This is a genomic window from Sphaerisporangium sp. TRM90804 (assembly GCF_029846175.1).
Lineage (GTDB): Bacteria > Actinomycetota > Actinomycetes > Streptosporangiales > Streptosporangiaceae > Sphaerisporangium.
The window spans coordinates 39,546-60,905 of the sequence record NZ_JARWAC010000011.1; the positions used below are offsets into that span (position 1 = coordinate 39,546).

General features: G+C 71.7%; 23 protein-coding genes. 14 read left to right on the top strand and 9 right to left on the bottom strand.

Annotated features, from left to right (window positions below; all coding sequences use genetic code 11):
- Positions 1-94 precede the first annotated feature (94 nt).
- The 3 genes from PYR91_RS14990 to PYR91_RS15000 all read right to left on the bottom strand — a co-directional run bounded on the left by PYR91_RS14990 (position 95) and on the right by PYR91_RS15000 (position 2,400).
- Entirely contained in the window at positions 95-640 is a 546-nt protein-coding gene (locus PYR91_RS14990) for a hypothetical protein (RefSeq protein ID WP_279780412.1), read from the bottom strand.
- A 72-nt stretch (positions 641-712) separates the two neighbouring features.
- Positions 713-1,726, bottom strand: a complete 1,014-nt coding sequence (locus PYR91_RS14995) for an S-adenosylmethionine:tRNA ribosyltransferase-isomerase (protein WP_279780413.1) — start codon at positions 1,724-1,726, stop codon at positions 713-715.
- On the bottom strand, positions 1,723-2,400 hold the full coding sequence (locus PYR91_RS15000; protein WP_279780414.1) for an SDR family NAD(P)-dependent oxidoreductase: 678 nt from the start codon (positions 2,398-2,400) through the stop codon (positions 1,723-1,725). Before PYR91_RS15000 ends, PYR91_RS14995 begins: the two co-directional genes overlap by 4 nt.
- Positions 2,401-2,527: 127 nt before the next feature.
- On the opposite strand from PYR91_RS15000, the gene PYR91_RS15005 reads away from it, so the two are divergent.
- The gene (locus PYR91_RS15005; RefSeq protein WP_279780415.1) at positions 2,528-3,661 is read left to right on the top strand and encodes a GAF domain-containing sensor histidine kinase; all 1,134 of its coding nucleotides are present in this window, start codon (positions 2,528-2,530) and stop codon (positions 3,659-3,661) included.
- 55 nt (positions 3,662-3,716) lie between these two features.
- Positions 3,717-4,361, top strand: coding sequence for a response regulator transcription factor (locus PYR91_RS15010; RefSeq protein WP_279780416.1), 645 nt, complete (start codon positions 3,717-3,719; stop codon positions 4,359-4,361).
- Between the two features lie 77 nt (positions 4,362-4,438).
- On the opposite strand, the gene PYR91_RS15015 is transcribed toward PYR91_RS15010, so the two are convergent.
- Positions 4,439-5,236 carry a hypothetical protein gene (locus PYR91_RS15015; protein WP_279780417.1) on the bottom strand — a complete coding sequence of 266 codons (798 nt, stop codon included), beginning with the start codon at positions 5,234-5,236 and terminating at the stop codon, positions 4,439-4,441.
- Between the two features lie 132 nt (positions 5,237-5,368).
- Between PYR91_RS15015 and PYR91_RS15020 the strand changes: the two genes are divergently transcribed.
- The 4 genes from PYR91_RS15020 (at position 5,369) to PYR91_RS15035 (ending at position 8,378) form a co-directional block, all read left to right on the top strand.
- On the top strand, positions 5,369-6,169 hold the full coding sequence (locus PYR91_RS15020; RefSeq protein ID WP_279780418.1) for an ABC transporter ATP-binding protein: 801 nt from the start codon (positions 5,369-5,371) through the stop codon (positions 6,167-6,169).
- Between the two features lie 117 nt (positions 6,170-6,286).
- A complete protein-coding gene (locus PYR91_RS15025) occupies positions 6,287-7,210 on the top strand; it encodes an SPFH/Band 7/PHB domain protein (RefSeq protein WP_279780419.1) in 924 nt (307 codons plus the stop codon).
- 139 nt (positions 7,211-7,349) lie between these two features.
- Entirely contained in the window at positions 7,350-8,105 is a 756-nt protein-coding gene (locus PYR91_RS15030; RefSeq protein WP_279780420.1) for a sulfite exporter TauE/SafE family protein, read from the top strand.
- A gap of 30 nt (positions 8,106-8,135) precedes the next feature.
- Positions 8,136-8,378, top strand: coding sequence for a hypothetical protein (locus tag PYR91_RS15035; RefSeq protein WP_279780421.1), 243 nt, complete (start codon positions 8,136-8,138; stop codon positions 8,376-8,378).
- A gap of 23 nt (positions 8,379-8,401) precedes the next feature.
- On the opposite strand, the gene PYR91_RS15040 is transcribed toward PYR91_RS15035, so the two are convergent.
- Entirely contained in the window at positions 8,402-9,343 is a 942-nt protein-coding gene (locus tag PYR91_RS15040) for a Rieske (2Fe-2S) protein (protein ID WP_279780422.1), read from the bottom strand.
- Between the two features lie 71 nt (positions 9,344-9,414).
- Positions 9,415-11,616, bottom strand: a complete 2,202-nt coding sequence (locus PYR91_RS15045) for a molybdopterin-dependent oxidoreductase (RefSeq protein WP_279780423.1) — start codon at positions 11,614-11,616, stop codon at positions 9,415-9,417.
- Between the two features lie 329 nt (positions 11,617-11,945).
- On the opposite strand from PYR91_RS15045, the gene PYR91_RS15050 reads away from it, so the two are divergent.
- From PYR91_RS15050 to PYR91_RS15065, 4 genes are all read left to right on the top strand, one after another.
- The gene (locus PYR91_RS15050; RefSeq protein WP_279780424.1) at positions 11,946-12,767 is read left to right on the top strand and encodes a helix-turn-helix transcriptional regulator; all 822 of its coding nucleotides are present in this window, start codon (positions 11,946-11,948) and stop codon (positions 12,765-12,767) included.
- A gap of 64 nt (positions 12,768-12,831) precedes the next feature.
- On the top strand, positions 12,832-13,011 hold the full coding sequence (locus PYR91_RS15055; protein WP_279780769.1) for a DUF397 domain-containing protein: 180 nt from the start codon (positions 12,832-12,834) through the stop codon (positions 13,009-13,011).
- Between the two features lie 167 nt (positions 13,012-13,178).
- Entirely contained in the window at positions 13,179-13,370 is a 192-nt protein-coding gene (locus tag PYR91_RS15060; RefSeq protein WP_279780425.1) for a DUF397 domain-containing protein, read from the top strand.
- A gap of 513 nt (positions 13,371-13,883) precedes the next feature.
- Entirely contained in the window at positions 13,884-14,225 is a 342-nt protein-coding gene (locus tag PYR91_RS15065) for a hypothetical protein (RefSeq protein WP_279780426.1), read from the top strand.
- Between the two features lie 61 nt (positions 14,226-14,286).
- Here the strand turns inward: PYR91_RS15065 and PYR91_RS15070 are convergent, their stop codons facing one another.
- Entirely contained in the window at positions 14,287-15,738 is a 1,452-nt protein-coding gene (locus PYR91_RS15070) for a catalase (protein ID WP_279780427.1), read from the bottom strand.
- 52 nt (positions 15,739-15,790) lie between these two features.
- Positions 15,791-16,207 carry a Fur family transcriptional regulator gene (locus PYR91_RS15075; protein ID WP_279780428.1) on the bottom strand — a complete coding sequence of 139 codons (417 nt, stop codon included), beginning with the start codon at positions 16,205-16,207 and terminating at the stop codon, positions 15,791-15,793.
- A gap of 125 nt (positions 16,208-16,332) precedes the next feature.
- Between PYR91_RS15075 and PYR91_RS15080 the strand changes: the two genes are divergently transcribed.
- From PYR91_RS15080 to PYR91_RS15090, 3 genes are all read left to right on the top strand, one after another.
- Positions 16,333-17,517, top strand: a complete 1,185-nt coding sequence (locus tag PYR91_RS15080; protein WP_279780429.1) for a CapA family protein — start codon at positions 16,333-16,335, stop codon at positions 17,515-17,517.
- Between the two features lie 120 nt (positions 17,518-17,637).
- Entirely contained in the window at positions 17,638-19,401 is a 1,764-nt protein-coding gene (locus tag PYR91_RS15085; protein WP_279780430.1) for an SDR family oxidoreductase, read from the top strand.
- 31 nt (positions 19,402-19,432) lie between these two features.
- On the top strand, positions 19,433-20,119 hold the full coding sequence (locus PYR91_RS15090; RefSeq protein WP_279780431.1) for a TetR/AcrR family transcriptional regulator: 687 nt from the start codon (positions 19,433-19,435) through the stop codon (positions 20,117-20,119).
- A gap of 65 nt (positions 20,120-20,184) precedes the next feature.
- On the opposite strand, the gene PYR91_RS15095 is transcribed toward PYR91_RS15090, so the two are convergent.
- Complete coding sequence (locus PYR91_RS15095; RefSeq protein WP_279780432.1) at positions 20,185-20,610, bottom strand: hypothetical protein; 426 nt, start codon at positions 20,608-20,610, stop codon at positions 20,185-20,187.
- Between the two features lie 160 nt (positions 20,611-20,770).
- Here PYR91_RS15095 and PYR91_RS15100 point away from each other — a divergent pair, with 160 nt between their 5' ends.
- On the top strand, positions 20,771-21,310 hold the full coding sequence (locus PYR91_RS15100) for a tetratricopeptide repeat protein (RefSeq protein WP_279780433.1): 540 nt from the start codon (positions 20,771-20,773) through the stop codon (positions 21,308-21,310).
- Positions 21,311-21,360 lie beyond the last annotated feature (50 nt).

The window sequence follows — 21,360 nt, forward strand, 5'->3', positions numbered from 1 at the left end:
GTTCACCATACGGACGGGGCGTGGCCGGGGGAGGTCGGGGGTGGGAACGCCGAAGGGCCGCCTCCGTGGGGAAGGCGGCCCTCCGCCGGGCCGGCTAGCGCAGGATCCGGGTCTTGACCTTGGCGTACTTCACGTCGTCCTGGAGGTCGAGCTTGTCCAGCTCCTCCTCGTTGGTGACGTCCACGCCGCTCGGGACGTCGATCGAGACCGTGCCGAACTCGGCGTAGGCGTTGCCCTTGGTGCTCTTCTTCAGCCACACCCGCACCTTGACGGTGGCCGAGCGGTTCGGCTTGATCGTGTCGAACAGGCAGAACAGGTCGCGGCCCGACGCTTCGCAGAAGGCGGTCGACGGCTTGCCCACCACGCGGATCTTGCTGGCGCCCTTGGGCAGCTTGGCGAGCAGCGCGGCGAGGTCGGTGGGCCACTCGCCCACGTTGGTGCTCTTGATCGTGTAGGTGATCGTGCCGCCCTTCTTGACGGCCTTGGGGTACTGCACCTTGAACTTCAGCGGCGACTGCGGGGCCGTGAGGGCGTGGGACGCGGCGGGGGCGCTTGCCGCGGCGGCGGGGACGGCGAGGGAGGCGCCCGCCAAGGACCCGGCGAGGGCCAGGGCGGCGAGCGCGGAGAGGTGCCGACGCATGGAGTTGTCTCCCGATAGAAGTGATGAAAAAGAACGTGATCCGAAATTATGGACGTGGATCGTTCTTAAGGATCACTTTTCACGATTTTGATCTGCCACGATCAGGTGGAGATCGCCGAATTCATGCCACAGATACCCTTCACGCAACGCCTCGGCATACGAACGGGACAACAGCTCCTCCCCTGCGATGGCCGAGAGCATCAGCAGGTGGCTGGAACGCGGTTCGTGCAGCCCGGTGATCAGCCCGTCCACCACCCGCACGCCGTCCAGCGGCGTGACCACCCGCGACGTCCACCCCTCGGCCGCCCGCGCCCGGCCGGTGCCCGGCACCACCGCCGTCTCCAGCGCCCGCACGACCGTGGTCCCCACCGCCACCACCCTGCCCTCGGCCTGGTTGACCAGGCGCGCGGTCTGCGGCGAGACGGCGAAGCGCTCGGGGTAGGGCGGCTCGTCCTTCTCCGGCGACGCCACCCCGGTGTGCAGGGTGACCGGCGCGACCACGATGCCCCGGCTGACCAGCGCGGTCACCAGCTCGGGGCTGAACGGGCGTCCCGCGCTCGGCATCTCGGCGCTGCCGGGCCGCACCGCGAAGACGGTCTGGTAGGTCGAGAGCGGCCAGTCGCGGTCCACGTAGGAGTAGCGGATCGGCACCCCGTGCTCGGCCAGGTAGCCCGAGACGTCCCGGTCGAGCCTCGCCCGCCACAGGCGCGGCGTCTCGCGGGCCAGCAGGCGCAGCGTCGCGCCCCCGGGCAGCGGAAGCCACTCCCCGGGCTCCCCGCCGGCGTACGGCGCCGTGGTGCCCGCCGTGCGCCGGCGCAGCTCCACCAGCCAGGAGCCGTCCGCCCGCGCGGTGGAGAAGTGCACGGCGAGCCGGTCGAGCGGCACGGCCGCGGGCAGCGTGGCCGAGTCGTTCACCACCAGGACGTCGCCGGGGCGCAGCAGGTCGGGCAGCTCGGTGAAGGCGTGGTGGGTGACGCTTCCGGAGGTCCGGTCGGAGACCATGAGGCGGACGTCGTCGCGGGCGAGCCCGCGCGCCTCGGGCGGCTCGTGCGCCTCGCGGGCCCGGGGCAGGTCGAAGGTGATCACCGGGTCACCCGGCCGCTCCGGGGGCGTGCGGTGACCAGGTCGACCAGGAAGGCGGCGACGATCTCCGGGTCGTCGGCGCCGGCGGCCTCGGTCTCGCCGACGGCGTCCGCCAGCATGCGCGTGCGCATCTCCCCGGGGTCGACCCACCAGACAGCCACGTCCGGCTCTTCGACGGCGAGCACGTTGGAGAGCTGGTCGAGCGCGGCCTTGGTCGCCCCGTACCCGCCCCAGCCCTCGTAGGCCTGGACCGCGGCGTCCGACGAGATGTTGACGACGGCCCCGCCGCGCTCGCGCAGCCCGCGCAGCGTGGCCTGGATGAGGCCCAGCGGCGCGACCACGTTGACGTCCAGCGCGTCCGTCAGCGCGTCGAGGGGGTAGGCCGACAGCGCGGGCAGCGGGGCCGCTCCGAGCGTCGAGGCGTTGTTCACCAGGAGGTCGAGGCCGCCGAGCTCGTTGGCGGCCCGGGCCAGGCGGGCGCGGTGCGCCGGGTCGGCCACGTCGCCGGGCAGCGCCGTCGCGCCGGTCTCCAGCGCCGCCTTCTCCAGGTCGGCGGGGTCGCGTGCGGTGATCAGCAGCCGCCAGCCGCCGGCGGCGAGGGCGCGGGCCAGGGCCAGGCCGAGGCCGCGGGAGGCGCCGGTGATCAGGGCGGTGCGCGCGGTTTCGTGTGGTGTCATGCCTCAGAACGCTAGGATCCGCGCCCTCTCGGGGCATCGGGCGTCGGCCCCGCCCACCGCTGGGCTGATGGGCCTAGGACCATGGGCCGAGCGCGGCCGGGACGTCTTCGCGCCTACAGTGTGGGACGTGGCGGCCGAACCGGAGGCGGAGCGTGACGCGGTGCTGCACGCGGTCAGCTCCGCGGTGCTGGCCGTCACCCGCCATCTGTCGGTGCGCGAGGTGCTCCAGGTGATCGTGCGCTCGGCGCGCACGCTGCTGGACGCCCGCTACGCCGCGCTCGGCGTGCCCGACGACGACGGCTCGTTCGCCGAGTTCGTGGCCGAGGGCGTCAGCGACCGGCAGTGGGAGGCGATCGGCCCGCTGCCCCGCCAGCACGGCATGCTGGCCGCGCTGCTGGGCGACGGCACTCCCGCACGGCTGCCCGACATCCGCGAGGACCCCAGGTTCGGCTGGTGGCCCGCCGCGCACCCGGTGCTCAAGGACTTCATCGGGGTGCCGATCAAGGACGCCGAGCGGGTCGTCGGCATCATCTTCCTGTCCAACAAACGATCTCCCGGCGGGTTCACCGAGCGCGACGAGGCCCTGCTCGTGCTGTTCGCGGCGCACGCGGCCATCGCGCTCACCAACGCCCGGCTGTACGAGCGCGTCCGCGAGCTGACGGTCGTGGAGGAGCGCACGCGCATGGCGCGCGAGCTGCACGACGCCGTGACGCAGAAGCTGTTCTCGCTGCGGCTCACCGCCCAGGCGGCCGCCTCGCTGGTGCGGGCCGATCCCGAGCGGGCGGTGGCCGAGCTCGACCGGGCTCAGCGCATGGCGGGGGAGGCGCTGGCCGAGCTGAGGGACGTGATCGTCGAGCTGCGCCCGGCGGAGCTCGACAGGCACGGGCTGGCCGAGACGCTGCGCAAGCACGTCGCGCTGCTCGACAGGCTCTCGCCGGTGGCGGTGTCCTTCGAGGGCGCCCTGCCCGTCGACGTGCCCGCGCACGTGCAGGTCACGGTGCTGCGCGTGGCCCAGGAGGCGCTGCACAACGCGCTCAGGCACGCCGGCGCCGGCGCGATCGAGGTGCGCCTGGAGGTGCCGGGCCCCTGCCTCACGCTGGAGGTCCGCGACGACGGCGACGGCTTCGAGGTGGACGCGCCGGTGTTCCGCGGCCTCGGGCTGCTGTCGATGCGCGACCGCGCCGAGGCGGCGGACGGTTCGCTCACCGTCCGGTCGAAGCCGGGCGCGGGGACGGCCGTACGCCTGGAGGTCCCGCTGTGACCCGCCGCGCGCGCCGTCCCGGGGCGGTGGCCGCGGCCCGTGCCGTGGGGACGCCGTGATCCGCGTCGTGATCGCCGACGACCATCCCGTCGTCCGGCAGGGCCTGCGCACGTTCCTCGACCTTCAGGAGGACGTCGAGGTGGTCGGCGAGGCCGCCGACGGCGCCGAGGCCGTGACGCTCGTGACCTCCCTGGCCCCCGACGTGCTGCTGCTCGACCTGAAGATGCCCGTGCTGGACGGGCTGGGGGCGCTGCGCGAGCTGTCGGCCCGCGGCGCGGGGCTCCGGGTGATCGTGCTGACCTCGGTGAGCGACCGGGGCGACGTCGCCCCCGCCATGCGCTCGGGCGCGGCCGGCTTCCTCTACAAGGACGTCGACCCCGCGGCGCTGGTGCACGCCATCAGGGCGGTGCACGGCGGGCAGGTGCTGCTGGCGCCGGAGGCGGCCGAGGCCATGCTCGCGCCGCCCGAGACCGGGCCGCCGGTCACGTCTCGGGGGCCCGCGCCGGTCGCCGTGCTGACCGAGCGCGAGCGCGAGGTGCTGGCGCTGATCGCGTCGGGCAGGTCGAACCGGGAGATCGCCCGGGAACTGCTCGTGGCCGAGAAGACGGTGAAGACGCATGTGTCGAACGTGCTGATGAAGCTGGGCGTGCACGACCGCACGCAGGCCGCCCTGTACGCCGTGCGGCACGGCCTCGCCTGACGGGCCGCGGAGCCGCGCGGAGCGACGCCGGTCGCCGGGAGTTCCCCGGCCTGGCCGGCGAGGGCCGTACGCGGCTCTCAGGGGCGGGAACGCCGGATGCGCGAGCCGGGGGAGGGTGTGCCGAGCGTGCCGGCCGGGCGGCCGGGGGTGAGCGGCGAGCCGGGCTCGGTGATCGCGTTGTGGGCGGCCACCCGCGCACGGCGCACGGCGCGGTCGAGGTCGAGGAAGGCCTCCCGCCGCACGGCCACCTGCCCTGAGGTGAGCCCCCGCTCGTCGGCGACGCGCAGGACCGACGCCAGCCGCGCGGTCAGGGCGGCGACGCGGTGGGCGCGGGCGGGGTAGCCGGGGGCCAGGCCGTCGTCGGCGGCGTTGAGCGACGGCTGCGCCCTGCCGGGGCCCTCCACCGACAGCAGGGCGTCGGTGGCGGCCCGCATCGACATGGTGAGCGCGTGCTCGGCCTCGGCCAGGCTCGGGACGTCGGGCGGGGTGGCACTGGCCGGCATGGCGGCCCAGCGGATGCCCGAGTACGACGACCCGCGGCGGTCGGGGCCGGGGATCAGGCCCAGGCACCGGCCGGAGAGCACGGCCGTCGCGGCCTGCCCGGCGTCGACGGCGGCCACGGTGAAGGGGGCGGGGCCGGTGAGGCCCAGGGGGTCGCCCGCGGCGGGCAGGGCGAGACGCAGGGCGGTCATGCCCTCGACCCGGAGGTCGGCGAGGAATCCGCGCAGGGGGGTCTCCGTGACCTCGGTCGAGACGACCTGGGGGCCCGCCGCGCGCTCCAGCCGGTCGACAGCCTCATCGAGGCCGACATGTCCGGCAAGCCAAGCGTTGCCCCATGCGACCAGGGTGGCGGAGATCGGTGAATCGGGGTGCACCGGACCACGATATGCGCTGATGCTGCAATAGGTTTGGTCCGGAGGGACACTGGGCGGGGCGACCCGCCCGGTGGAGAGCCGGGCCGGCATGCGAGCATTCGGCCCGGATCGATATTTCAGGAGGTAGTCGGCATGGGTGGTCAGGTGCTTCAGCTTCAGGACGTCGCCGTCCGCCGAGATGGCGCGGCCCTGCTGCGGGGCATCGACTGGACCGTCGAGGAGGACGAGCGGTGGGTCGTCATCGGCCCCAACGGCGCGGGGAAGACGACGCTGCTCCAGGTCGCGGCCGCGCTGCTGTACCCCACCGAGGGCACGGTGGAGATCCTCGGCGAGCGCCTCGGCCAGACCGACGTCTTCGACCTGCGCCCCCGCATCGGCCTGGCCAGCGCGGCGCTCGCCGAGCGGGTGCCGCCGGAGGAGAAGGTCATCGACCTCGTGCTGACCGCCTCCTACGCCATCCTCGGCCGGTGGAACGAGCAGTACGACTCCGGCGACGTCACCCGCGCCGTGGAGCTCATCGACCAGCTCGGCTGCGCCCACCTCATCAGGCGCAAGTTCGGCACGCTGTCGGAGGGGGAGCGCAAGCGGGTGCAGATCGCCCGGGCGCTCATGCCCGACCCAGAGCTGCTGCTGCTCGACGAGCCGGCCGCCGGGCTCGACCTCGGCGGGCGTGAGGATCTCGTGCGGCGGCTGTCGGGCCTGGCGTACGACGCCACGGCCCCCACGATGGTGCTGGTGACCCACCACGTGGAGGAGGTGCCGAGCGGCTTCACCCACGTGCTGCTGCTCCGCCACGGCTCGGTGGTGGCCCAGGGCCCGCTCGAGTACGTGATGACCGCCGACAACCTGTCCCGCACGTTCGGCGTCCCGCTGAGCCTGGAGCGCAGCGCCGACGGCCGGTGGTACGCCCGGGCGCTGCCCGGCTCCGGCTGAGCCCGAGCGCGCCTCACGATTTGCGGCGAACCCGCTGCGCGGTTCACGAACGGCTAAAGCGCAAACCAAATATCATTTCCGGCCGGGGGTCATCGATATCTCGGGTCGGAGCAGCTCATGACTCAGCTCATCGTCGCGGTGGTCGTCGCGGCCATCGCCGGCTTCGCGCTGTACCGGACGGTCCGCATCGTCCCGCAGGCGCAGGCCTTCATCATCGAGCGCCTGGGGCGCTACCACCGCACGCTGACCCCCGGCCTGAACATCGTCGTCCCCTTCATCGACGGCGTGAAGACCGTCGTCGACCTGCGTGAACAGGTCGTCTCCTTCCCGCCGCAGCCGGTGATCACCTCCGACAACCTCGTGGTGTCGATCGACACGGTCATCTACTTCCAGGTGACCGACCCCAAGGCGGCCACCTACGAGATCGCGAACTTCCTGACCGGCGTGGAGCAGCTCACGGTCACCACCCTGCGCAACGTCGTCGGCGGCATGGACCTCGAACGCGCGCTGACCTCCCGCGAGGACATCAACTCCGAGCTGCGCGGCGCGCTCGACGAGACCACCGGCAGGTGGGGCGTCCGGGTCAACCGGGTGGAGCTCAAGGCGATCGACCCGCCCGCGTCCATCCAGGACTCGATGGAGAAGCAGATGCGTGCCGACCGCGACAAGCGCGCCTCCATCCTGTCGGCCGAGGGGCAGAAGCAGTCGGCGATCCTGACCGCCGAAGGCGAGCGGCAGGCGGCGGTACTCAAGGCGCGGGGCGAGGCCGAGGCGGCCGTGCTGCGCGCCCAGGCCGACGCCGAGGCCCAGGCCATGCGGGCCAAGGGCCAGGCGGACGCCATCGCGATGGTCTTCCGCGCCATCCACGAGGGCAACCCCGACCAGCGGCTGCTGGCCTACCAGTACATCCAGACGCTCCCCGAGATCGCCAAGGGCGACTCCAACAAGCTGTGGATCGTGCCCTCCGAGATGGGCAAGGTCATGGAAGGGCTGGGCGGCCTGTTCGCGCCTCGCGCCCAGGACGGCCCCACCGCCCCCTGACCGCCGCGGCCTGGCCCCCCTGCCGCCGGGCCGTCCCTGACCGTCGAGGCCGCCCCCTGACCGCTCGGCCGCCCCACCGTGGCCGAGCCGGTACGGTGAACCGCCAAGCATCGGGCGAAGCCGTACGAGGGGTGTGTCCTTGACGCCGTGGGAGGTGGTCGCGATCCTCGCGGCCGGGGCCGCCGCGGGGGCGATCAACGCCGTCGTGGGGTCCGGTTCGCTGATCACGTTCCCGACGCTGCTCGCGCTCGGCTACCCGCCGATCGTCGCCAACGTCTCCAACAACGTGGGCCTGGTCGCGGGCGGGGTGGCGGGCGTGCTCGGCTACCGCGCCGAGCTCCGGGGGCAGCGCGCGCGGCTCGTGCGGCTGGGGGTCGCCTCGGTCGTGGGCTCGCTGGCCGGCGGTCTGCTGCTGCTCTCGCTGCCCGCCGAGGCGTTCTCGGTCATCGTCCCGGTGCTCATCGCGCTCGCCTGCGTGCTGGTGATCGTCCAGCCCCGGCTGAACGGCTGGCTGTCCCGGCGCGGGCAGGCCCCGCGCCGGCACGGCGGCCCGTGGCTGTGGGCGGGCGTGCTGGGGGCGGGCGCCTACGGCGGCTATTTCGGCGCCGCGCAGGGGGTCGTGCTCATCGGCCTGCTCGGCACCTTCCTCGACGACGGCATGCAACGGGTGAACGCGGCCAAGAACATGCTCTCGCTGCTGGTCAACACCACCGCGGCCGTGCTGTTCTGCTTCATCGCGCCGGTGGACTGGTGGGCGGTGCTGCTGATCTCGCTGGGCTCGACGCTGGGCGGGTTCCTCGGCGCGAAGGTGGGACGCAGGCTGCCGGCCCGCGTGCTGCGCGCCGTGATCGTGTGCGTCGGAGTGGTCGCGATCGTCAAACTGGTGTACGGATAACGCCTACTGCATCGGGGTATCTACCTAGATGTGAAGGGTGACCGAGTCGAGATCGTCATAGACGCGGGCGACGCGCCGCGTACGTACGAGGTCGTCGCGACGAAGGCGGGGCGTCGCGTCGACGTGGCCACTCGCCGCGGGCTGGTCGAGGTCAGCGAGGTGACCAGGAGCGGCAGTCCGGTACGGACCGCCCGCTTCATGGCCAGCCGCATCCTCGCCCTGGTGGAGTACCCCGCCTCCGACGGGGCCGCCGACGACGGCGAGGCCGAGTAGACCGGGCGCTCCCGGCCGGGACGTCAGGCCTGCCGGGGGCGCACCTGGACGACGCCGTCGCCGCGCACGTTCACGTCGAACGACGGCTGCGGCGCGGTCGCCGGGCCGTGGACCACCGTGCCGTCGTCGATGCGGAACACGCTGCCGTGCCAGGGGCAGATGACACACGCCTCCTCGTCCACGATCGCCAGCCGTCCCTGGTGCAGCGGCCCGGCCAGGTGGGAGCAGCGGTCGGCGAGCACCTTGACCTGGGCGCCGTGCCGCAGCACGAACAGGTGGATGTAGCCGAGCCGCCGGGTGACCGGACGGCCGTCGGGCAGGTCCCACAGCCGGCACAGGTCGTGCCAGCCGAGCGGCATCAGGTGTGTCAGCGGCTCGGCGTGCGAGGGGCCCGCGGCCATGCGGTAGGCCAGGTGCCCGCCCAGGTAGCCGCCGAGGCCGGCGGCGCCGAGGCCGGCGTATCCCAGCAGGCGCCCGGCGCGGTGGTTGCCGGCCATCCGCAGGAAGAGCGAGCCGGAGTAAAGCCCGAGCGCGGTGAGGTTGACCACGGCGTGGACGAACCCCACCCGCTGCTGCTCACGATGCAGGACGGACCAGTCGGTGATGCCGGCCGCGGCGGTCGGCAGGGCGCCGGCGATGCCGGTGGCGAGGACGGCACGTGACGCGCGGGGATCGACGTCGATCATGTCGAGCACGGCGGTCGCGATCCAGCATCCGAGGCTGACGGTCGCCAGCGGCGGATGCAGGGGATGCCCGGTCGGCACGCCGTGCAGCACGTCCCTGACCCGGCTCCCGGCCGGCAGCCGGTGCCGGACGGCGTTGGCCAGCACCTGGTTCACCTTGTCGAGCACGCTGAGGTGCTCGATGCGGTCGGTGATCCCGACCGGCAGGGACGCGCGCCCCAGGCCAAGGGTCTCCCGGAGCGTGCGGCGCCGCGAGTTGATGGATTTCGACGTTTCCTCCACTTTTCGCCCCCTCTGCCTTGGGACGTACCCCGAGATCCAAGGAGAACACCGCTCAGCCGGCCCCGGTGCTCTCAGGCGGGAGAGAGGGTCACCGGCACGCCGTTGAACACGGCGTTGCCCGACAGCGGATCGACCACCGACTCGTCGGTCAGCGCGTTGGCGCTCACCCCCGCGTTCTTGGCGGCGACGAGCTGCGCCGTGCCGGCGTGGCCCCAGCCGTGCGGAAGGCTCACCACCCCCGGCATGATCGTGTCGGTCGGCTCCAGGCGGACGGTCAGCTCGCCGGCCGCCGAGCGCACCACCGCGTGCTCGCCCAGCCCGAGCCGGGCGACGTCCCCGGGGTTGATCTGCAGCGTGCAGCGGTTGGTGCCGCCGACCAGCGGGGCCACGTTGTGCATCCAGCTGTTGTTGGACCGCAGGTGCCGCCGCCCGATGAGGACGAACCCGCCGGCCTCGCGCCCGAGCGCCTCGCGGAGCCGGGGCACGTCGGCCAGGATCGGCCCGGGCGCCAGCTCGACGGTCTTCGAGGCGGTGGCCAGGAGGGCCGGCAGGCGCGGCTTCAGCGGGCCGATGTCGACGCCGTGCGGGTTGTCCAGCAGCGTGGCCAGCGACATGCCCTCGCCGGAGCCGTTCCCGCCCCAGGGCAGGCGCCCGCCCCAGTCGCCGTACGGACCGAGGCGCAGCATGGCGTCCAGGCGCAGCTCGGGCCCGGTCGCCCCGGTCAGCATCGCCCGCAGCTCCGCGGGGTCGCGGCCCTCGACCGGCGATCCCGGCGCGGCGACCGCCGCGCGCAGCATCTGGTCGAGGATGAGCTCGTCGAGCAGCGCGGGGTCGGCGCCCGCGCCCTGTCCCGAGGCGATCATCGCCAGCCGCGCGAAGATCTCGGCCTCGGCGGGCCGCCCGTCGTCCAGCGGCACCACCGGCGGCGAGAAGCGCGCGTAGTCGCGCACCGCCAGGCCGAGCAGCGCGAAGTCGTAGTGGGCGGACTGGACGACACGCGGCGGCGGCAGGATGACGTGCGCGTGCCGCGTCGTCTCGTTGAGGTAGGGGTCGACGCTGACCATGAAGTCGAGCCCGGCCAGCGCCGCGTCCAGGCGCGTGCCGTTGGGCGCCGACAGCACGGGGTTGCCCGCGACGGTCACCAGCGCCCTGATCCGCCCCTCGCCGGGCGTCTCGATCTCCTCGGCGAGCGTCGCGACCGGCAGCTCGCCGTTGGCCTCCGGCAGGCCGCGCACGCGGCTGTGCCAGCGTCCGGTGGCGTACGGCTTGCGCCGGGGCGGGCCTTCGGCGGCGGGGCGGGGGAACATGGCGCCGCCGGGCCGGTCGAGGTTGCCGGTCAGGACGTTGACGGCGTCGACCAGCCACTGGGTGAGCGTGCCGAACTCCACCGTGCTGGCGCCCATGCGGGAGTACACCGCGGCGGTGGGCGCGGCGGCGAGCTCGCGCGCCAGCCGCGTGACCAGCTCGGCGGGCACCCCGCAGACCCGCGCGCACGCCTGCGCGGTGAAGTCGCGCGCCGCGGCCTCCAGCTCGGCGAGGCCGCTCACCGGCACCCGGACGTCGGTGAGGTTCTCGGCGAACAGGGTGTGGACGATGCCCATGAGCAGGTGCGCGTCCGTCCCCGGGCGGATGAAGACGTGCTCGTCGGCCAGGGCGGCCGTGCGGGTGCGGCGCGGGTCGACCACCACGAGGCGCCCGCCCCGGGCGCGCAGCCGCTTGAGGCGGCCGGGGAAGTCGGGCGCGGTGCACAGCGACCCGTTGGACTCCAGCGGGTTGGCCCCGAGCATGAGCAGGTAGCCGGTGCGGTCGAGGTCGGGGACCGGGATGGTCAGCGGGTGTCCGAACATCAGGCCCGCCGACACGTGCTTGGGCATCTGGTCGGCCGTGCTGGCGCTGTAGATCTGCCGGGTGCCCAGGCTGCGGGCCAGCGGAGTGCCGTAGAGCAGACCGGCCATCGTGTGCGCGTTCGGGTTGCCGAGGTACAGGGCGCGCGCCGGACCGGGGATCGGGGCGAGCCCCCGCTCGACCGCCTCGAACGCCTCCGCCCAGCTCACCTCGTGCCACTCGCCGTCCCGCCGGACCAGCGGCCCGCTCAGGCGGTCGGGATCGTCGTCCAGCCGGCCGAGGCTCGCCCCCTTGGGGCAGATGAAGCCCTTGCTGAACGGGTCGGCGTCGTCGCCCCGCACACCGGTGACCCGGCCGCCGTCGTCGATGGTCAGCGTGAGGCCGCAGACGGCCTCGCACAGCGGGCAGGTGCGATGCGCCGTGCGCATGGGGCGACCTCCTGAGTTCGAGACGTGAACCCATCTTTACCGCGCCCCAGCGTCCCAGGGAAGTGCGCGCCCGTCCATTACCTCCGAGTTAGGCGAGGCTGGGACCTCCGGGCCCCAGCCGGGAACTACTCGTTCCAGCTTCCAGGCGTGCGCGGCACATCACGAATCGGCGAATCTCTCTTACCCATATGCAGTGCAATTGACAGTGTAACTTGCACTAGGATGGTCTGATCCCTGGCGGAGGCTCAGTGCGTGTGCCGACCGTCCGACGTCTCGACGAGGAGGCCGGGTTGCCTGATCGTGGGAGTCCCAGCCTCCGCCGGCGCCGCATGGGTAGAGAGCTGCGCAGGCTACGGGAGAGCGCCGACATGATCGGTGATGACGTCGCGGCGCGGCTCAAGTGGTCGGCCGCCAAGGTGAGCCGGATCGAGACAGCGAAGACCTTTCCCACCGTCAGGGACGTCGAGGATCTTCTGAAGCTCTACCGCGCCGACCGGACGACCGCCCAGCGACTCCTGGAGCTTCGGCGCGGTGCTGCGCAGAAGGGCTGGTGGGAGGAGTATCGCGCCTCTCTGCCACCGGAGACCATGGAGCTCATCGATCTCGAGTCCGAAGCCATGGAGATGCGTAATTGGGAACCCCAGATCGTTCCTGGTCTCCTGCAGACCGAGCAATACGCGGACGCGTTGTTTGATTCGCTCCAACCTGTCGTATTGATTCCGCCCGAGACCCAACGCGATCGCGCCGAGGTGCGTATGCAGCGCAAGCGGAGTCTGCTTCTGGAGCCGAGGCCCGTAAGTTTCTTCGCCGTCTTCGAGGAGTCGGTGCTGCGGCGCCAGTTCGGCGACGCCACCGTCATGCGGCGACAGTTGGAGCACATAGTCGAGCTATCCGAGCTGCCGCACGTCGAGATGAGGATTCTGGCGCAGGATACGCCACCCCTCATGCCTACAGGCCCTTTCTTATACTTACAGTTTCCTGACTTTCCCGCGACTGTTTATCTGGAAGAATTCTTCGGGTCACGGCTGCTCGAGGACCGGGAGCAGGTTTTCGCGTACAAAAGAGCCTTCGACCACCTGCTGGCGATGGCGTTGGACGAGGCCGCATCCCGGTCGTTGATAGCTAGAATCATCGAAGAGCGCTGGAAATGAGCTCCGTCGGCATGGCTCGCATGCTCGCGGGGGTACCTGACAATCGAGTACGAAGATGGATGAGATGAACGAGAAAGATCGCCAGTGGCGTAGAAGCAGCTATAGCACCAATGGAAACTGCGTCGAGACGGCATCCGCTGGGCAGGGCCGAATAAAAGTGCGGGACAGTAAGAACGCGGACGGGCCTCACCTGGTCCTGGGGAAGGAGGCGTGGATCAGCTTCACGTCGATGCTGAAGGCTTGAGGACGGTGCGGCTGCCCCGCCCGCCTCGGTTGACGAGCGGGGGTGGGTTCGAGGTCTCACCCGGTATCGCCTGCAGCGACCACTTCAACTCATCTGTCACAGTAGCGGGCGCCCGTCCCCTTCACACTGTCAGGACTCCTCGCCTATAGTCCTGGACGGGAGGGCGTATGACCCTGCACAAGGATCTTATCGACGCTACCTGGCGAAAGAGTAGTTACAGCGCGAACGGCAACTGCGTCGAAGTCGCGTGCCTCACCCATGGTCGTTTCGCTATCCGAGACAGCAAGTATGCCGGCGATGTGGTGCTTCTTGTCTCAAGGCGGGAAATGGTGAGGTTCCTCGCCTGCTTGAAAGCGTGAATCAGCGCCAGGGTCTTGCGTCCCTCCGGGGGCGCAAGACGGACCGCTGCATCAAGCATCGATGATGCTCAAGTGCCTCCGGTGACGAATTAGACGCGCGTTGCCCCTGTGCCTAGGGGAACTTCGGGCCTGGACGGTCGCCGTTCACTTTCGCGATCACATCTCGTGCAAGCATCATCGCAACCAAAGCGGGTAAAGACGACATAAGATGCACTGCAAGCACGTCTGCAAGTTGCACGCCCACGGGTCGGAGCGCGTGACCGGATGCCTCGACCACCTCGGAACTCGATGAGGGGGGCCTCGATTGCACAGGTAGCAGATTCGTGACATGTCGCCGGTGGCCCGGCCGCGATGAACACCGGGGGCAACGGGGTACTCCTTGCTCCCACTCGTCACCTCGGCACAGCATGTTCGGAACGGACCCAGGGAACAGTGATGACGCAGAATCGTCCCCCTTCTCGGGCGCCGGTGAGCAGCCGGTCGTTCGGATTGCCGCTTCCTGGTCACACGCCGGTGGAGCGGTACCTGTCTTGGATCAAGAACAACCTCAGTGCCTCCGGCTTCTCGTCGGTGCATATGGAGGTGAACGGCTTGCATACCGAGGACGTCTCACCCGACAGAGTGGTGTTGTCCGTCGATCGAGGGGTCTTCCGGTCCTACGTCCGGTATGAGGTGTACGGGCCGACGGCTGAGGAGAACAGGCGGAAACTCCTGGCATGGCACTACGAGTTCGTCGGCGGTGTAGTGGCCCGCGGCTGGTGGTGGCGCTTCCTGCTGCACCTCGGGAAATGGCTTCTCATGGTGAGTGTCCCCGTAGCGGCCGGGCTGCTGCTCTGGTGGATCACCGCCCGCTGAGGCGGGCGGGAACCAAAGCGGCCCGCGCCGCGAGGGCGCGAGCCGCGGGGGTGCCGGACGGTCAGGGGGTGACGCCCAGGCCGCGGGCTACGCCTTCGCCGAGGTCCTTGTGGACGTTGGTCCAGTACTCGACGACGCGCTTCTTCATGTCGCCGGTGACCTCCGGGGAGGAGGCGTGGCCAACGATGTTGCTCACCAGGTGTCCGCGGTCGACCTCCGACAGCACGTTCTCCCACAGGGCGCGCGGCTGGACGAAGTCGTCGTCCTCGGCGTGCTTCTGGTAGGCGCTGCGGATGATCTCCCCGGTGACCTGGTAGTTCTCGCCGGCGAACAGGGCCGCGTCGGCCGCCGGGCCGCCCGCGGTGTTGGGGGCGTACACGGGGTCGCCCGGGTTGCTGTAGCGCATCGCGCCGTCCTTGTTGTAGCTGTGGACGGGCGACTTCGGCGCGTTGATCGGGAGCTGCAGGTAGTTCGCCCCGATGCGGTACCGGTGGGTGTCGGGGTAGGAGAACAGCCGGCCCTGGAGCATCTTGTCGGGGGAGGCCGCGATGCCGGGCACGAGGTTGGCCGGCTCGAACGCGGCCTGCTCGACCTCGGCGAAGTAGTTCACCGGGTTGCGGTTCAGCGTGAACCTGCCGATCGTGATCTCGGGGTAGTCGCCGTGCGGCCACACCTTGGTGAGGTCGAACGGGTTGAAGCGGTAGTCCGCGGCCTCCTCGAACGGCATGATCTGCACGTTCACCGTCCACGACGGGTGGTCGCCGTTCTTGATGGCGGTGTGCAGGTCGCGGATGTGGTGGTCGGCGTCCTGGGCGATCACCGCGCCGGCCTCGGCGTCGGTGAAGTTCTCGATGCCCTGGTCGGTCCTGAAGTGGTACTTCACCCAGAACTTCTCGCCGGCCGCGTTGTACCACATGAAGGTGTGGGAGCCGAAGCCGTGCATGTGGCGCCAGCTCGTCGGCGTGCCGCGGTCGGTCATCAGGAAGGTGACCTGGTGGGCCGACTCCGGCGACATCGTCCAGAAGTCCCACTGCATGTTGTGGTCGCGCAGGTTGGTGTCCGCGCGGCGCTTCTGGCTGTGGATGAAGTCGGAGAACTTCGACGGGTCGCGGATGAAGAAGATCGGCGTGTTGTTGCCGACGAGGTCGTAGTTGCCGTCCTCGGTGTAGAACTTGATCGCGAAGCCGCGCGGGTCGCGCTGGGTGTCGGGGCTGCCCAACTCGCCGGCGACCGAGGAGAAGCGCAGGAAGAGGTCGGTCTCCTTGCCCTTCTGGAACAGCTTGGCCTTGGTGAACTGGCTGACGTCCTCGGTGATCTGCAGGATGCCGTGGGCGCCGCCGCCCTTGGCGTGCACCACCCGCTCCGGCACGCGCTCACGGTTGAACTGGGCCATCTTCTGGATGACGTAGTGGTCCTGCAGGAGCAGGGGGCCGTTCGGTCCGACGGAGAGCGAGAACTCGTCGCTCGGCGCGGGAATGCCCGCATCCGTGGTGGTGATGGGACGCTCGGTCATCGCGCGATCCTCCGGGTCTCGATGAGGGGGCACGGCTTCGCCGTGGGCTCCCTCAGGTGCTTTTCACGCGGCAGTTAGGACAAATGCCCCAGTAGGTGATGTCGGCCTCGTCGACGAGGTAGCCGGCGGCGTCCACGGGATCGAGGCAGGGGGCCTGCCCGGTCGCGCAGTCGACGTCGGTCACCGTGCCGCACGCGCGGCAGACGAGGTGGTGGTGGTTGTCGCCCACCCTGGCCTCGTAGCGCGCGGGGCTGCCCATGGGCTCGATCCTGCGGACGAGACCCGCTTGGTGCAGCGCGTGCAGCCCGTCGTAGACGGCCTGGAGGGAGACCTGGCCCACCCGCTCGCGCACCCCTCGGTAGACCGCGTCCACCTCAAGGTGGTCGCCGTCCCGGACGGTCCGCATGATCGCCAATCGAGCCGCGGTGACCCGCAGGCCCGCTTCGCGAAGTCGGTCGGCATCCCCCATGTCCAGCACACTAGAGGCTAAACCTGAATGATTCAACTTAAGGAATTATCCCAGATAAGGTCAGGAGTGATCCCTCTCGGGTGGCGGTGTCCCCGGACGGGGGAAAGATGGCATGCTCTGGAGCGATGAGAAGTCACCCAGCCACCTCCCCGCTCCCCGACGCGCCGCTGACCACCTCCTCAGCCCCCGCGCCCCGCCACGGGCCCGCCGTGGCCGGCCCATGGCGCCGCGCCGCCGCGGGCGTGCTCGCCGCCTCGCTGGCGGCCACCGCCGCGGCGTGCTCGGCGGCCGAGTCCTCCTCCCCCGGGGCCTCCAGCGCCAAGCCGGCGCCCGCGTCCGACTCGGCCACGGAGTCGGCTCCCGAGGAGGCGGCGCCGGAGCGCAAGCCCTTCACCATCTCCTTCGGCGGCGACGTCCACTTCGAGGGGGTCCTCAGGAACCGCCTCGCCACCCCGCGCACCGCCCTCGGCCCGATCGCCTCGGTGCTGCGGCGGGCCGACCTCGCCATGGTGAACCTGGAGACCGCGATCACCACGGGCGGCACCCCCGCGCCCGGCAAGCAGTACACCTTCCGCGCGCCCGCCACCGCGCTCACCGCCCTCAAGGCCGCCGGCGTCGACGTCGCCTCCATGGCCAACAACCACGGCATGGACTACATGCAGAGCGGCCTGCGCGACTCCCTGGCCGCGATCCGCCGCGCGAAGTTCCCCGTCGTCGGCATCGGCAGGAACGCGGCGGAGGCCTACAAGCCCTACCGCAAGACCGTCAACGGCAACCGGGTGGCCATCATCGGCGCGACCCAGGTGCTCGACGCCGAGTTCATCCAGTCGTGGACGGCCACCAACGGCCAGGGCGGCCTGGCCTCGGCCAAGAACGAGCAGCGGCTGATCCAGGCCGTCCGGCAGGCCAGGAAGACCTCCGACACCGTCATCGTGCACCTGCACTGGGGCACCGAGCTGCAGAAGTGCCCGAACCCCGCGCAGCGCGGCCTGGCGCCCAAGCTGATCGCGGCCGGCGCCGACGTCATCGTGGGCGGGCACGCGCACATCCTGCTCGGCAGCGGCTACCTCAAGGGCCGCTACGTCAACTACGGCCTGGGCAACTTCGTCTTCTACAACTCCGGGCCGCAGACCGGCGCCACCGGTGTGCTGACCCTCACGCTCGACGGGCGCAAGGTGCTCAAGGACCAGTGGACCCCCGCGCGCATCAACGGGGGCGTGCCGATCCCGCTGACCGGCGCCGCCAAGCGGCAGGCCATCACCAACTGGGACTCCCTGCGCGGCTGCGCGGGCCTGCGCGCCGAGCCCTGACCGGTTCCCTCCCGTCTCCCGCCGGCTCGCGGGCCGTCCGCGGCGGCCTTTCCGGCCGGGAGCGCCGCTTCCACGGCCGGAGCTGTTGCGCGCCCGATCTTCGGGGTAGGAAGTCGCCGTATGCGGACCATCGACGCGGGTGACGTGCGACTGGCGCTCTACGAGCAGGGTGACCCGGACGCGGCCACGGTGCTGCTCGTCCACGGCTACCCCGACACCCACCGGGTGTGGGACGACGTCGCCGGCCTGCTGGCCACCGACTTCCACGTGGTGCGGTACGACGTCCGGGGCGCGGGGCGCTCCTGCGCCCCGCGCGAGCGCGACGCCTACTCCCTGGACCGCCTGGTGGACGACCTGGCGGCCGTGCTAAGCACGCTCGGCGACCGGAAGGTCCACCTCGTCGGCCACGACTGGGGGTCGATCCAGGGCTGGGAGGCCGCGCACCGCCTGTCCGGGCGCATCGCCTCCTTCACCTCGCTCGGCGGCCCCGGACTCGACCAGTGGGCCGCCTTCATCAGGACCGCCCCCCGCGCGCACGTCGCGGGCCAGCTGCTCCGTTCGTGGTACATCGCCGCGTTCCAGGCGCCCGGCGTGCCGGAGTTCGCCTGGCGTGCGGTCGCCCCCCGCCTGCTCGGCCGGGCGCGGCGGCGGTCCGGCCGGGACGATCAGCACGCGGACGGCCCGGGCGCCACCCTGGTGCAGGACGGGACGAACGGCCTCAACCTCTACCGGGCCAACCTGTTCGCCGGCCGCGCACCGCGCCCCGAGCCCTACGTCGAGGTGCCGGTGCAGATCATCGAGTCGCGCAAGGACGTGTTCGTCTCCCCCCGGCTGACCGCCTCCCTGGAGCGCTGGGCGCCGCGCGTGTGGCACCGCGCCATCCCCGCCGGGCACTGGGCCCAGCGCAGCCACCCCCGGACGGTCGCCCGGATGATCGCCGAGTTCGCCCGGCACGTCGAGCACGGCACGCCGCCCTCCCGCGAGCTGGGACGCGCACTGGTGACGCCCGGGCGCAAGGCGTACGACCGGCGGCTGGTCGTGGTCACCGGCGCGGGGAGCGGCATCGGCCGGGCCACCGCCCGCGCCTTCGCCTCCCACGGCGCCGAGGTGATCTGCGCCGACCTCGACCCGGAGGCCGCCCGCCGTACCGCCGGGGAGATCGGGCGGCGGTACGGCCCCGCCCACGCGGCCGAGGTCGACGTCGCGAGCGCCGACCAGATGGAGCGCTTCGCGCGGGACGTGCTCGACCGGCACGGCACCCCCGACATCGTCGTCAACAACGCCGGCTCCATCGTCGCCGGGCCGTTCCTGGACCACGAGCTCGAAGACCTGCGGAAGATGGTCGACGTGAACATCTGGGGGGTCGTGCACGGGTGCCGGCTGTTCGGGCGGCAGATGGTGGAGCGCGGCGAGGGCGGCCACATCGTCAACGTCGCCTCGGTTGGCGCCTTCGTGCCCTCGCGCATCCTGCCGGCGTACTCCATGGCCAAGGCGGCGGTGAAGATGCTCGGCGACTGCCTGCGCGCCGAGCTGGCGGGCCAGGGCATCGGCGTGACGTCCATCTGCCCCGGCATCGTCTCCACCGCGGTCGCGCGCAACGCGGTCTACCGGAGCGAGGACCGTTCCCTCGCGGAGAAGGCGGTCGAGTGGCGCCGGTACCCGCCCGAGCGAGTGGCCGCGCACATCCTGCGGGCCGTCCACCGCGACGACGCGGTGGTCCCGGTCAACGCCGAAGGCAAGATCGGATACCTGCTCTCCCGCCTGTCACCGGGCCTGTTGCGCGGCACGGCCCGCCTGTCGGACCCCGCCCTGTTCCTGCGCGGGCGCGGGGGACGGCAAATACGGACAGGGGCGAAAAGGGACGACCGACCGGGAAGGGACTGACCGCCGGGCCGGGAAAGGGCAATATGAGTCTGTGCCCGGCCTGCCGACCGACCCGCCCAGCGACGACCAGCAGAACCCGCTGCGCCGAAAGCCGTCACAGCGCCGCAGCGCGCGGCGCGTCGAGCGCATGCTCGACGCCTGTGCCGAGCTGCTCGACGAAGTGGGTTACGAAGCGTTGTCGACCACGCGCATCGCCGACCGCGCCGACGTGGCGATCGGCTCGGTGTACCAGTTCTTCCCCGACAAGAGGGCGATCACGCTGGCGCTGACCCAGCGCAACGTCGAGCTGTTCATCGCCAGGGTGGGCCGGCGGTTCATGACCGAGGACTACTCCGGCTGGTGGCACGCCGTGGACGCCATCATCGAGGAGTACGTCGACATGCACAGGACCGTTCCAGGGTTCCGCTCCCTGCGCTTCGGCGACGCCGTCGACCTCAACCTGCTCGACTCCGTGAGCGAGAACAACACCGTGATCGCCGGCCGGCTGCGCGGCCTGCTCCTGGAGGAGTTCGGCATGGCCGACAGCGAGGGGCTCGACGTCACCCTCACCGTCGCCGTCGAGGCGGGCGGCGCGGTGCTCGCGCTGGCGTTCCGCCGCGACCCGCAGGGCCATCCGCCGCTGGTGAAGGAGGCCAAGCGGCTGATCCGCGAGTACGTCTCCAGCCGCCTGCGCTCCCGGGAGATCGTCCACGAGCCCGCCGCGCCGCCGTCGTCCTGACGGGCGGGTGCTCTGCGGGGACGGATCGGCGGAGGCGTCCGCGTCCCCGGGCCGCCGCCCGGCGGTTACGGGCGCGGGAACCGCTCGGCCCGCGTGCCGGGCGCGGAGGCCGCCGGCCACCACGGGCTCACGACCCACCCCACGGTGTTCGCGGCGCGGACGAGCGCGGTGCCGTCCCAGTGGGCGGCGCTCGGGGCGCGCCGTTCGGCGCCGTGGGGCATGGGGAGGCCGCCGAGCCGAGAGGCGCCGCCGGCCGGGGCCGCGCCCGCCCGGGACGACTCGTCGTCCGCGGGGTCCAGCCGGCAGGCGGTGTCGACCTGCCGCACCGCGCCGCGCGCCGCGTGGAGCTCCGCCCGCAGGCGGACCACCTCCTGCCGTTGCCGGTCGGCGCCCTCGACCCGTGCCGTGGCGTATCCGAGGGTTCCGGGGACGATCGCGGCGAAGACGGCGGCGCAGGCGAGGGCGAAGGACGTCTGCCAGGACAATTCCATCGCAGCTCCTCGAACGGCGTGGATGACCATCAAGGCGAGGTGAATATGCCCGCTCGTCTCGTGCGACACACGGTCTGTAGTCGACGATGAGCCAATCGTGGTCGAAGTAATGCCTGCGGTTGGCCACACAAAATGGAGCGCCGCTCGGTAACCTCATCTCGTGGCACATGTGACACGCGAGCAGCTTGACCGGCTACTCGAACAGGCTCTTCTCGATGACGACCACGCCTCGTTGGCCGACCGGCTCGACGGCCTGGCGCGTGGTTACGCGTCCGGAGAGGTGTCTCGTGCCGCGATCCTCGTGCTGGCCGCCGAGGAGTGGCGGCAGGCGGGGCAACCGGCGCGGGCGCTGGAATGCTTCCAGCGGGCACTGGACGACGGCGGCGAGGTGAGCGTCGACCCCCGGGCCGGCATCGCCGACACCCTCTTCGAGCTCGACCGCCCGGCGGAGGCCCAGGAGCTCGTCGGCTCAATCAAGGCCGAGGGCGGGGTGGACGCCGCGACCGCGCTGCACGTGGCCGAGACCCTGCTGGCCTACGGCGACCTCCGGGGCGCGCACGAGTGGGCCACCGAGGGCGTCGTCGCGGGGGAGGCCGCGGGCGGCACCCGCGACGCGCTGCTGCGCACCCGTTACCGCATCCGCGTCGACCTCGGCCTGCCCGAGGACGACCTCGACGCGCTGCTCGACCTCACCCGCTGAGCGCGCCGCCCCTCCGGCAGGGCCGGTGGGGCGGCGGGTGAGGGGGCCGG